Source organism: Mesorhizobium sp. M0854 (assembly GCF_040319815.1).
Classification (GTDB): Bacteria; Pseudomonadota; Alphaproteobacteria; order Rhizobiales; family Rhizobiaceae; genus Mesorhizobium.
This window is the reverse complement of the sequence record NZ_JAMYOL010000006.1, coordinates 1-12,003: the sequence shown is the minus strand read 5'-3', so window position 1 is coordinate 12,003 and position 12,003 is coordinate 1. Positions and strand designations below refer to the sequence as shown.

Here is a 12,003-nt window from a genome sequence, read left to right as displayed (position 1 = left end):
CGGGCGTGCAACAATTCCGGATCAGATGTCGAGCGTGTGGTCGCGCTCCCACTGGGTGAAGTGGGAAGCATAGGAATTCCATTCCTGCTGCTTCAGCTTTAGATAGGCCGACGAGAATTCCTCACCCAGCGCCGCCTTGAGCGATTTGTCGTTGTCAAACTCGCGCAACGCGTCGAGCAGGTTGAGCGGCAGCTTCGGCGCGCCCTCGACCGTATGGCCGAACTGGTACATGTCGATATCGTAGCGCCTGCCGGGGTCGGCCTTCGAGCGGACGCCGTCAAGGCCGGCGGCGATGATCACCGCCTGCAGCAGATACGGGTTTGCCGCGCCGTCCGGCAGGCGCAGCTCGAAGCGGCCGGGGCCGGGCACGCGCACCATGTGGGTGCGGTTGTTGCCGGTCCAGGTCACCGTGTTCGGCGCCCAGGTGGCGCCGGAGATGGTGCGCGGTGCGTTGATGCGCTTGTAGGAATTGACCGTCGGGTTGGTGATGGCGGCAAGCGCGGACGCATGTTTCATGATGCCGCCGAGGAAATTCCTGCCCTTGGCCGACAGGCCGAGCTCCATCGCATTGTCGGCAAAGACATTGGTCTTGCCGTCTTTGTCCCACACCGAGATATGCGCATGGCAGCCATTGCCGGTCAGGCCCTGGAAGGGTTTAGGCATGAAGGTTGCGCGCAAGCCGTGCTTTTCGGCGACCGATTTCACCATGAATTTGAAGAAGGAATGCTTGTCGGCGGTCGCCAGCGCATCGTCGAAGGCCCAGTTCATCTCGAACTGGCCGTTGGCGTCCTCGTGGTCGTTCTGGTAGGCGCCCCAGCCGAGCGCCAGCATGTGGTCGCAGATCTCGGCGATCACGTCGTAGCGGCGCATCACCGCCTGCTGGTCGTAGCAGGGCTTCGACGCCGTGTCATATTCGTCGGAAATCGTCTTGCCATCCGGCGAGATCAGGAAGAATTCGGCCTCGACGCCGGTCTTGATGTGCATGCCGTCGCCAGCAGCCTCCGCGATCAACCGCTTCAGCGTGTTGCGCGGCGCCTGCTCGACCGATTTGTCGTCCATGATGCAGTTGGCGGCGACCCAGGCGACCTCCGGCTTCCAAGGCAACTGGATCACCGAGGCCGGATCCGGCACCGCCAGCATGTCGGGATGCGCCGGCGTCAGATCGAGCCAGGTGGCAAAGCCGGCAAAGCCGGCACCGTCCCGCTGCATGTCGGCGATCGCCTGCGCCGGCACCAGCTTGGCGCGTTGTCCACCGAACAGGTCGGTGTAGGATATCATGAAATATTTGACGCCCTTTTCCTTGGCGAAGGCGGCGAGATCGTTCCCCATTATAGTTCCTCGCTTACTGGCATTTGGTTTGTCTTAGAAGCCGTTCTTGCCCGGTATCCAGTTGGTGCCGGCCAGCGGCACGCCGGCCATGGCGGCGGCTTCGATCGTCAAGGCCACAAGATCCTCGGGCTCGAGATTGTGCAGGCTGTTCTTGCCGCAGGCGCGGGCGATTGTCTGAGCCTCAAGTGTCATCACCTTAAGATAATTCGCCAGCCGTCGGCCGGCCGCGATCGGATCGACCCGTTTCATTAGCTCGGGATCCTGCGTGGTGATGCCGGCCGGGTCGCGACCCTCATGCCAGTCGTCATAGGCGCCGGCGGTGGTGCCGAGCTCGTTGTATTCCGCCTCCCAGCGCGGGTCGTTGTCGCCGAGCGCGACAAGCGCTGCCGTGCCGATCGACACCGCATCGACGCCGAGCGCCAGCGCCTTGGCGACGTCGGCGCCGTTGCGGATACCGCCGGAGACGATCAGCTGCACCTTGCGGTGCATGCCGAGATCCTGCAGCGCCTGCACGGCCGGCCTGATGCAGGCAAGCGTAGGCTGGCCGACATTTTCAATGAACACTTCCTGGGTCGCCGCCGTGCCGCCCTGCATGCCGTCGACGACGACGACATCGGCGCCCGATTTCACCGCAAGCGCGGTGTCGTAATACGGCCGCGCGCCGCCGACCTTGACGTAGATCGGCTTTTCCCAGTCGGTGATCTCGCGCAGTTCGAGGATCTTGATCTCGAGGTCGTCCGGCCCGGTCCAGTCGGGGTGGCGCGAGGCCGAGCGCTGGTCGATGCCTTTCGGCAGCGTGCGCATTTCGGCGACGCGGTCGGAGATCTTCTGGCCGAGCAGCATGCCGCCGCCGCCTGGCTTGGCGCCCTGGCCGACTACAACCTCGATCGCGTCGGCACGGCGCAGGTCGCGCGGGTTCATGCCGTAGCGCGACGGCAGATACTGGTAGACCAGCGTCTTCGAATGGCCGCGCTCTTCCTCGGTCATGCCGCCGTCGCCGGTGGTCGTCGAGGTGCCGGACAGCGTCGCGCCGCGGCCAAGCGCTTCCTTCGCCGGGCCGGACAGCGAGCCGAAGCTCATGCCGGCAATGGTGATCGGGATTTTCAATTCGATCGGTTTTTTCGCATAGCGCGAGCCGAGCACGACGCTGGTGTCGCAGCGCTCGCGATAGCCTTCGAGCGGATAGCGCGAGATCGAGGCGCCGAGGAACAGAAGGTCGTCGAAATGCGGCAGCTTGCGCTTGGCGCCGGCGCCGCGGATGTCATAGATGCCTGTCGCCGCGGCGCGGCGGATCTCGGAAAGCGTGTAGTCGTCGAAGGTCGCGGATTTGCGCGGCGTCGTCGGCGGGTTGCGATAGGTCATTGAGCCTCAATACGCGTCGGCGTTGTCGATATTGAAATTGTAGAGGGTACGAGCCGAGCCATAACGCTTGAACTCCGCCGCCTTGACGCCGGTCACGCCGGCGCGGTCGAGCAAGCCTTGCAGCAATTCGAGATGCTCGGGCCGCATCTCCTTGGCGATGCAGTCGGCGCCGAGGCTTTCGACCTTGCCGCGCACGAAAAGCCGCGCCTCGTAGATGGAATCGCCGAGCGCATCGCCGGCGTCGCCCAGCACCACGAGGTTGCCGGACTGCGCCATGAAGGCCGACATGTGGCCGATATTGCCATGGACGACGATGTCGATGCCTTTCATCGAGATGCCGCAGCGCGACGACGCGTTGCCTTCGATGACGAGCAACCCGCCCCGGCCGGTGGCGCCGGCATACTGGCTGGCATCGCCTTTGACGACGATCTGGCCGGACATCATGTTCTCGCCGACGCCGGGCCCGGCCGAGCCATGCACGGTGATGGTGCCGCCGTCGTTCATGCCGCCGCAATAATAGCCGACGCTGCCGCGCACATCGATGGCGAGCGGCTGGTCGACGCCGACGGCGACCGAATGGCTGCCTCGCGGGTGGAGCACCTCCCAGGCGGTCTCGTTCGAACCGGGCGCCAGATCGTGCAGCGCCTGGTTGAGCTCGCGCAGCGACATTTCGGCCAGATCGAAGACCCGTGACGCATGGCCCGGCTCGCGAGCCGCCTTGGAGAGGTTAATTGCCGGCATTGGTTCAATGCTCCCAGAAATAGACGGTTGCGGGCTCGGGTTCCCAGACCTTCGCATTGTCTATGCCGGGCAGTTTGGTGAGCGCACGATATTCCGAGCCGAAGGCGACATACTGGTCGGTTTCGGCCATTACTGCGGGCTTGCAGGCGATCGGGTCGCGCACCACGCCGAAGCCGTTCTTGGTGCCGACGACGAAGGTGAAAAACCCGTCGAGATCGCTCAGCGTGCCTTCCAGCGCCTCGCCGAGGTTCTTGCCATGCGCCATCTGCGAGGAGAGATAGGCGGCAGCGACCTCGGTGTCGTTCTCGGTCTCGAATGTCATGCCTTCGCGGATCAGCTCGCGGCGGACATTGTTGTGGTTGGACAGCGAGCCATTATGCACCAGGCACTGGTCGGCGCCGGTCGAGAACGGATGCGCGCCCATCGTCGTCACCGCCGATTCGGTCGCCATGCGGGTATGGCCGATGCCGTGCGTGCCGGTCATCTCGCGGACGCCGAAACGGTCGACGACCGCTTCGGGCAGCCCGACTTCCTTGTAGATTTCGACGACGTCGCCGGCGCCCATGATGCGGATGTCGGGGCGCAGCGTCTGGATCGCCTCGCGCGCTTCGTCGATCTTGGCAGGCATCGTCCGGACCACGGCATGCGTCGACTTCGCAGCAATGCTCACCGGCGCGCCGATTGCCGTGGCAAGTTCGGCGTCGAGGCCGCGGAAATCGCGCTCCGGCTTGGCCGACTGGATGGTGATCTTGGCTTCATTGGAGGACGCGCCATAGATGGCGATGCCGGCGCTGTCGGGACCGCGATCGCTGAGCGAGATCAGCATCTCCGACAGCATCGCGCCAAGCTGGGGCTCGAGCGACTTGTCCTTCAAAAACAGTCCGACGATTCCGCACATGTCAGCCTCCGCGAGTTTGTTCCCTCCGAGATGTATCGAATGAGTCCCGGGAATTCAATTGGTATGAAAAAAATTTTCCTGTCGTTATATATCGGCTGAGGCGCCGCCGGCCGCACTATCGCTGCGCTGGCCGCCATTGTGAACCCATTTGGCATAGCGGATGCGAGCGACCTTGTAGGCATCCAGGATCGACAGGGCATAGATCAGGAAGCCGCCGGCATGGCGTCCGACGAAGCTGGCGTCGGGCGGCGCGATCTTGGCGGTGACCCAGGCAAGGATCACCATGAAGAACAGGAATTGCAGGCCGCGCACCGGCACGCCGAGCACGACATGCCCGCTCGCCGGCAAAACGATCGCAGCGCCCAGAACCAGATAGGGGCTCGGTGGTGCGGGGGAGGTGGTGATCTGGCTGATCATGCCGCTTGCCGTTCGCTTTGATTGATGGCATCGCGCAGCGCCGAAGCCGACGACAGCAGCCTCTCGATCAGCACCGGATCGAGCCTGACCGCGCCGAATTCGGCCTGCCGGAATACGCCGTAGCGCGCCCGCTCGGCCTCGGCCAGCAGCCAGACGATGCGCACGCCGTTCGGCGTGATCAGCAATTCCTTGGCGCGCTCCTCGGCAAAGACATCGAGGTGGCCGGCGATGATGGCTTCGGGGAAGCGCACGCCCTTGCGGTCGCTCCGCAGCACCGCCTCGGCCGGAAACCCCGCCGCCTTCGGCAGCGGATGGACGAGATGATCGAAATTGGAAAAAGTCGTCGGCGATCCGGGCCGCATCATCATATCGAAAGTGCCTGGTATCGCGACCTTTTCGGTGATCGAAACACTCAGCCAGCGCGCCGGCAGCTTCCTTATCGCCAGCGTGTCGACGATGGTCCGTACCTGCACCCGCCGACCGTTCCACGAGCCGGCGAAGGTGACGACGCCGGCGGTGCCGTCCGAGACGTTGGCCGCGTCGGGGATGACGGCGCGGACGCCGGCTTCGTCGGCGGCAAGCCCGGTCGAGGCCTTGGCGCGGCTGGCCCGCGCGAGCCAGGCTATATGGAGGAAGAGAGCCAGGGCAACCGCCCCGGCGAGCAATGCTGAGATCACCTAACGCACCTCGTCACACAAATGCCCGCCCAGACCGGGCGCGCCGTCAGTAGCCCTGCGGCTTCGGCCACGGCATGGTGAACTGGGCGCCACGGCGCACGAATTTGTAGCGGTAGAAGTGGAACCACAGCGAGATCAGGAAGTAGAAGGCGACCATGGCGATCAGCTGCGAGCCGAAGCCGAGGAAGATCGCAAAGAAGGTGACCACGCAAAGGCAGAACAAGACGATCGCCGGCAGCGGGTGGAACGGATGGGTGTAGCCGCGGCGGATCGAGCCGAGCGGCCACTTTTTCCTGAACATAATGATGTTGATGCTCATGAAGGTGTATTGCAGCACGCCCGACAGGATCGAGAAGGTGATCGCCTGGTTGAGGTCGGCGATGAAGGCGAAGGCGAGCGCGATCGGCAGCAGAAACAGGATCGAGCGATAGGGCGTGCGGTATTTCGGATGCACCGCCGAGAACCAGGTCGGCAGATAGCGGTCGCGGCCGAGCGAAAACCAGGCGCGCGCGGCGTCGTTGATGCAGCCATTGGCGGAGGCGAGCGCGGCAAGCAGCGTCGCGATGAACAACAGGTTTTCCAGCAGCGCACTGCCGGTCAGTTTGCCCGCGTCCCACAGCGGATAATAGGTGATGCCGAGATATTCCCAGGGCATCAGCGAGGCGCAGACATACCAGGTCATGGCGGCGGCGATCAAAAGCGTGATCATGCCGGCCATCGTGCCATAGGGCAGCGAGCGCGCCGGCGAGCGCACTTCCTCGGCGGCCTGCGTGGTGCCCTCGATGCCGAGATAGTACCAGATGCCGAACTGGAAGGCGGCGATGACGCCGATCCAGCCATAGGGCAGGGCGTTGCCCGGGGTCACCAACTCGTTGAGCTTGAGCACGGCGCCTTGCGTCCACGGGCTGACCGAGAAGAACAGGATGACGATCGAGACATAGGCGATGGCAGTGATGACGAAGTTGACGTTAAGCGTCATCAGCACGCCGCGATAGTTCAGCCATGCCAGCACGACGATTGTCGCGGCGATGAAGGAATTATGGGTGAGGCCCTCGACGCCGGCTTTGGCGACGATGGTGTCGCCGAGCAGGATCGCGTCCGACACTTCGAGCATGGTGTAGGCAAAGACCAGGAACAGCGCGACGTTGAAGGCCATCAGCGGCCCGACAATGTGCTTGGCCTGCGCATATTGGCCGCCGGCGGCGGCAACCGTCGAGGTCACTTCGGAATCGATCATCGCGACCGAGGTGTAGAGCAGCCCGACGATCCAGCAGACGATCAGCGCCGCCAGCGCGCCGCCCTTGTCCGCCGCGAAATTCCAGCCGGTGAATTCGCCGACCAGAACGATGCCGACACCGAGCGCCCAGACATGGGCGGGGCCGAGCACCCTGAGCAGTGAAACCCTGTCGCCCTGCACTTGCACCGCTGGTTCAGCCGTGATCGTCATCGTTCAATCCCCCACTCAGATCCGGTGTTTTTCGGACACGGCTTCAAGTTCGCCTTCCCTGGACGAGGTCAGCATCTCTTCGGAATAGGTCGTGTCGATCTTGAACCAGTCGTAGAGCATCCACAGCGCGAGCACGATCGAGATGCCCCAGCATGCGTAAGAGAGTGCCACCCACATGACGATGCTTCCTATCTATTTGTCGCCGAACTTTTCGTCGATGACGTCGCGGTATTCGCGGTCCGATGCGCGGAACAGAAAGATGAAATAGCCGATCAGCACCGCCGCCATGATGATCAGCGTCGGCCAGTCGATGATGTAGTGGAACCGGTTCTGGATGATGTCGTGCGCGGTTTCCGGCGTGTAGCCGAGCTTTTCCCAGATCGAGGCCATGGTCGGGTTCTGGCCGAGCGCTTCCCACGTCTTGGCGTCGAGCGCGTCGATGGATTTTGCCGCCCCTGCCAGACCTAGTTTCAGCGGCAGCCACAGCGCGACGAAAATCGCGACCACGACGACGGCGATATCGAAAACCTGTCCGGCCTTGCTCTGTTCGGGCGGTGTATAGCGGGCCATGCGTCTCCCCCTCAGGACTTGCGGTTGCGGTAGGCGTCGGCGTTCTTGATGTCGAGGCCGTAGATGAAGTCCTTGTCTTCCTTGTAGTGGTTGACCATCGCCAGAATGGCGGCCGTGTTGAAGATCAGCACCGCGGCGGCGGCGACCGCGACGACGAGCTTGATGCCGGCGTCGGGGACGTATGGCCATGTCATGAACAGGACAAAGAGGATCGTCGCCCACAGGCAGACGATCAGGAGCACGGATCCACGCACGTCGGAACGGTACAACGCTTCCACGCGCTGTTGCAGGTCGGACATCGGCTTTCCCCTTTTTCAACGCCGGTCCGGATTGGCCGGTCATTGCCCTCTTTCAAGAGAGTGAAATTTTTTTCATAAAATCCGGCCGAATTCTGGAATTGTCAAGACGATTTTACGCGACGTTAACCGTTTGTTTGAGCTCGCCGGATTTGCCTGACAATGAAATTATTTGCTTACGGGTATTGCAGGCTCCCGGCGTTTGCGATCAATATTCAAGGCAACGCTCCCGCCTGTGTGCAGGGAGCAGGGGAAAGCAAAAAAGTTTCTTTCGAACGGAGGACCAGCGGATGACGGCATCCTGGAGATTTTCGACGCTTGCGGACCGCCATCGCGCGCTCGGCTCGAAGCTCGAGGACTGGAGCGGCATGGGCACCGCCTGGACCTACGACAAGGACGCCGACGAAGAGTATATCGCCATCCGCACCAAGGCCGGCCTGATGGACGTGTCCGGCTTGAAGAAGGTCCACATCACCGGGCCGCACGCCTCGCACCTGATCGATCTGGCGACGACGCGCGACGTCGAAAAGATCTATCCCGGCAAGTCGGCCTATGCCTGCATGCTCAACGAGGCCGGCAAGTTCACCGACGACTGCATCCTCTACCGCACCGGCCCGAATTCCTGGATGGTCGTGCATGGCTCGGGCACCGGGCATGAAGAACTGCAGCGCGCTTCCGTCGGTCGCGACGTGTCGCTGCGCTTCGACGACAATCTGCACGATCTTTCGCTGCAAGGCCCGACCGCCGTCGATTATCTGGCAAAGCATGTGCCCGGCATTCGCGACCTCAACTATTTCCATCACATGCAGACGCAGTTGTTCGGCTTCCCGGTGATGATCTCGCGCACCGGCTACACCGGCGAGCGCGGCTACGAGATCTTCTGCCGTGGCCAGGACGCCGGAACGATCTGGGACAGGATCCTCGACGAAGGCAAGAGCGCCGGCATCATCCCGTGCCGCTTCACCACGCTCGACATGCTGCGCGTCGAGAGCTACCTGCTGTTTTACCCCTACGACAATTCGCAGAAATACCCGTTCGAGAACGAAGGCCCCGGCGACACGCTGTGGGAGCTTGGTCTCGACTTCACCGTCAGCCCCGGCAAGACGGGCTTTCGCGGCGCCGAGGAGCATTATCGCCTCAAGGGCAAGGAGCGCTTCAAGATCTTCGGCGTGCTGCTCGAAGGCAAGGAGCCGGCCGACGAGGGCGCGCCGGTCTATCGCGACGGCAAAAAGGTCGGCGTGGTGACCTGCGCCATGTATTCGCCGCTGGTCAAAAAATCGATGGGCATTGCCCGGCTCGACGTCGACTGCGCGGTGCAGGGCACCAGGCTCGAGATCCGCAACAAGAGCGGCACCATCAGCGCAACCGCCGAGCCGCTTCCTTTCGATGATCCGAAGAAGACCAAGCGCACGGCGAAAGGCTGAGGCATACTGCGGGTATGGCAGCGAAAAGCATCATCAGCCGCCCGGTCTATGGGACCCTGTCTCCGCAGCCTGGCAAGCATCATCTTTTCATAGCGGATGCAGAGGGAGCGCTGGCGATTGCCGATCTGGCCGCCAAGGCACCGGCGGATTTCTTCGGTGGCGCCCACATCATCTTCATTCCCGGCCGCGACGGCAAATACGCCGATGCGCTCGAAGCCCTGAAGCCGGCACAGTTCTACCTCGGCCATTCCTTTGCCAGCGCCCTGCCGCGGCTGAAGCAGACGCTGGCCAACGCGCATATGGGACTCAGGCTCTATCTTGCCGGCACCGAGGGGCTGATCGGCCAGGCCATGCAGGCGGCGCTCGAAGCCGGCATCGACCACACCTCGATCCAGACCGAGCATCGCGGCTCGCTGGCGCGCCGCATGCAGTGCGTCCACTGCAAGGGCATCACCGAGAACGTGACGACGCAGCCGGCAACCTGTTCGCATTGCGGCCTCTTGCTTCTGGTGCGCGACCACTATTCGCGGCGGCTCGCCGCCTTCCAGGGCGTCTGCATCAACGCCGAGGACCGCAGCGAAATTCCTCCGATCGAGGAGGTCTTTCGATGAGCACCGGCACCACCAAGCTCGATGTCGTCGTCAGCGATGTCGTCCCGGTCAACGAACTGGTGACGCGCTTTCATTTCCGCCGGCGCGACGGCGAGCTTTTGCCGACCTTCTCCGGCGGCGCTCATGTCGTCGTCGAGATGCGCGATGGCGAGCGGACAAGGCTCAATCCTTATTCGCTGATGGGCTCGCCGCTCGACACTCGCGAATACACTATCTCGGTGCGCCGCGACGACGCCGGCCGCGGCGGCTCGCTGTTCATGCACAGGCATGTCAGGCCGGGCACGGAGATGGTGGTGAGCTACCCCGTCAACCTGTTCTCGCTCGATCTTCGGGCCAGGAAGCATCTGATGCTGGCCGGTGGCATCGGCATCACCCCGTTCATGGCGCAGACCGCGCAGCTGGCGGCGGAAGGCGGCAATTTCGAATTGCATTACACCTGCCGCACCGCCTCGCTAGGCACCTATGCCAACCTGCTCAGGGAGCGCTACGACCGCCGGGTCAGGCTCTATCACGACGACCGCGACGAGCGCGTCGATCTCGACCGGCTGCTGTCGTCGCAGCCGCTCGGCACGCATCTCTATGTCTGCGGCCCGTCCGGCATGATCGGCTGGGTGCGCGAGCGTGCCGCGGCCCTCGGCTGGCCTCCGGAGACCGTGCATTTCGAGCATTTCGCCGCACCCCAGCCCGGCGCGCCCTTCGACGTGACGCTGGCGCTCAGCGGCAAGACAATCCGTGTCGACGAGCAGCAGAGCCTGCTCGAGGCGATCGAGGCGGCCGGCGTCGATCCGCCCTATCTCTGCCGCGGTGGCGTCTGCGGCCAGTGCGAGACCAACGTCATTTCGCATGACGGCAAATTCATCCACAACGACCACTGGCTGAGCGAGGAAGACCACCATTCGGGCTGCAAGATCATGCCCTGCGTCTCGCGCTTCGAGGGCAGGTCGCTGGTGCTGGAAAGATAGGAGGCGAGCTTGGGCATCACCTTTCGCAAGGAAACCTTCCGCGACGACTTCACGTTCAGGAACAGCCCCGAGCACATCAGGCGGTTCCCGTTCCCGTTCCATGAAGACAGCTACATGTATGCCGTCAACATCGAGCCGCATGTCGTCGGGCCGAAGGGCAGCGTGCTGGAGAATTTGATCGACGTCGACGAGCACTATGTCGCCGAGATGCAGGACCGCGCCTTGGTGCTGGCCGAGGATCCGCTGCGCTGCCAGTCGCTACCGCACATGACGCTGGCCGGCTGGGATCTGCTCGAGCTTTTGATGGAGCAGCAGGCGCTGGGCTATCCCGAGCATTTCACTCTGACGCGCCATGGCGACCGCTGGCGCTGGATCAACCGGCCGCTCGGCATCGACGACAGCTTCACCTTCGGCGACGTCTCGACGCTCCCCTATGGGCCGATGGAATACATCACCCGCCAGAGCCAGGGCGATTTCTGCATCCTCGACCAGCGCGACGGCAATCTGTGGATGGATGCCGGCATGGTCACCACCCAGGCCGACTGGTCGCTCGATTTCGACATCGGCATGAACTTCTTCGAATGGCACGCGCCGGTGCCGCTGGCGCATGAGAAGGGCATCTTCGTCCGGGCGCTGAAATTCCTCTCCAATATCCAGCAGGGCAAGCCGGCGCGCCGGCTGAACTGGACGATGACCATCAATCCGCGCCTCGATACCAGCCCGGAAAATTATCACAAATGGGGTCCGGACCGGACCACGGTGACGCCCAAGAACGTCGGCGACAAGGTCCATCTGCGCGTCGAGCTGCAGAGCTTCTGGCGGCTGCCGCGCTCGAATGCGATCGTCTTCCCGATCCGCTGCTACCTGATCAAGATGGACGAGCTGGTGACGCAGCCGAAATGGGCAAGGCGCCTGCACCGCGTCATCCGCGACCTGCCCGAGGAACTCGCCAACTACAAAGGCCTGACGCGCTACCGCGCGACGCTGGTCGAATGGCTGTCGAAGCTGGATGACGGCAGTGCGACATCGCCGGGGTTCGGGCCGGATTGAGGTTCTGTTTGCGAGGTTCGCGCTGCCCGTCAAGCTGCCAATCTCCCCCCAAGAGGGGGAGATGCCCGGCAGGGCAGAGGGGGGCGCCGTAGAGCGCCGGCCTTTAGCCCCCTTGCGACCAATCGAGGACGAGCTTGCCCTGCAGTTCAACGTAGCAGCGCGTGGAGGTTACGGCATGGATCCTAGGGTCTCCGCAACGCCCGTAGCGGAGACCCTAGG

Annotated in this window: 14 protein-coding genes; 4 read left to right on the top strand and 10 right to left on the bottom strand. The window is 63.3% G+C overall.

From position 1 onward, the window contains the following. Positions 1–21: 21 nt before the first annotated feature. The 10 genes from glnT to NKH99_RS12175 form a co-directional block, all read right to left on the bottom strand. The gene (gene glnT / locus NKH99_RS12220; RefSeq protein ID WP_023673983.1) at positions 22–1,329 is read right to left on the bottom strand and encodes a type III glutamate--ammonia ligase; all 1,308 of its coding nucleotides are present in this window, start codon (positions 1,327–1,329) and stop codon (positions 22–24) included. A 33-nt stretch (positions 1,330–1,362) separates the two neighbouring features. Further along, a complete protein-coding gene (locus NKH99_RS12215; protein ID WP_023673984.1) occupies positions 1,363–2,691 on the bottom strand; it encodes an FMN-binding glutamate synthase family protein in 1,329 nt (442 codons plus the stop codon). A gap of 6 nt (positions 2,692–2,697) precedes the next feature. Next, the gene (locus tag NKH99_RS12210; RefSeq protein ID WP_353014211.1) at positions 2,698–3,432 is read right to left on the bottom strand and encodes a GltB/FmdC/FwdC-like GXGXG domain-containing protein; all 735 of its coding nucleotides are present in this window, start codon (positions 3,430–3,432) and stop codon (positions 2,698–2,700) included. Between the two features lie 4 nt (positions 3,433–3,436). Continuing rightward, entirely contained in the window at positions 3,437–4,330 is an 894-nt protein-coding gene (locus NKH99_RS12205) for a class II glutamine amidotransferase (protein WP_353014209.1), read from the bottom strand. A gap of 84 nt (positions 4,331–4,414) precedes the next feature. After that, positions 4,415–4,747, bottom strand: coding sequence for a hypothetical protein (locus NKH99_RS12200; protein WP_353014207.1), 333 nt, complete (start codon positions 4,745–4,747; stop codon positions 4,415–4,417). Further along, positions 4,744–5,424, bottom strand: coding sequence for a hypothetical protein (locus tag NKH99_RS12195; protein ID WP_352502041.1), 681 nt, complete (start codon positions 5,422–5,424; stop codon positions 4,744–4,746). Before NKH99_RS12195 ends, NKH99_RS12200 begins: the two co-directional genes overlap by 4 nt. Before the next feature lie 46 nt (positions 5,425–5,470). Next, on the bottom strand, positions 5,471–6,871 hold the full coding sequence (locus tag NKH99_RS12190) for an APC family permease (RefSeq protein ID WP_352755444.1): 1,401 nt from the start codon (positions 6,869–6,871) through the stop codon (positions 5,471–5,473). Between the two features lie 15 nt (positions 6,872–6,886). Further along, positions 6,887–7,048 carry a hypothetical protein gene (locus NKH99_RS12185; RefSeq protein WP_023673991.1) on the bottom strand — a complete coding sequence of 54 codons (162 nt, stop codon included), beginning with the start codon at positions 7,046–7,048 and terminating at the stop codon, positions 6,887–6,889. A gap of 15 nt (positions 7,049–7,063) precedes the next feature. Then, positions 7,064–7,441 carry a hypothetical protein gene (locus NKH99_RS12180; RefSeq protein ID WP_023673992.1) on the bottom strand — a complete coding sequence of 126 codons (378 nt, stop codon included), beginning with the start codon at positions 7,439–7,441 and terminating at the stop codon, positions 7,064–7,066. An 11-nt stretch (positions 7,442–7,452) separates the two neighbouring features. Then, complete coding sequence (locus tag NKH99_RS12175; protein ID WP_352472310.1) at positions 7,453–7,740, bottom strand: hypothetical protein; 288 nt, start codon at positions 7,738–7,740, stop codon at positions 7,453–7,455. 287 nt (positions 7,741–8,027) lie between these two features. Here NKH99_RS12175 and NKH99_RS12170 point away from each other — a divergent pair, with 287 nt between their 5' ends. From NKH99_RS12170 to NKH99_RS12155, 4 genes are read left to right on the top strand one after another with little or no spacing between them, the layout of a single operon-like run. Then, the gene (locus tag NKH99_RS12170; protein ID WP_352542205.1) at positions 8,028–9,161 is read left to right on the top strand and encodes an aminomethyl transferase family protein; all 1,134 of its coding nucleotides are present in this window, start codon (positions 8,028–8,030) and stop codon (positions 9,159–9,161) included. Between the two features lie 14 nt (positions 9,162–9,175). Further along, entirely contained in the window at positions 9,176–9,772 is a 597-nt protein-coding gene (locus NKH99_RS12165; RefSeq protein ID WP_023673995.1) for a dimethylamine monooxygenase subunit DmmA family protein, read from the top strand. Beyond that, entirely contained in the window at positions 9,769–10,734 is a 966-nt protein-coding gene (locus tag NKH99_RS12160) for a PDR/VanB family oxidoreductase (protein ID WP_352502039.1), read from the top strand. The genes NKH99_RS12165 and NKH99_RS12160 overlap by 4 nt, the downstream gene beginning before the upstream one ends. A 9-nt stretch (positions 10,735–10,743) precedes the next feature. Next, complete coding sequence (locus NKH99_RS12155; RefSeq protein ID WP_353014204.1) at positions 10,744–11,784, top strand: heme-dependent oxidative N-demethylase family protein; 1,041 nt, start codon at positions 10,744–10,746, stop codon at positions 11,782–11,784. The last annotated feature ends 219 nt before the right edge of the window (positions 11,785–12,003 follow it).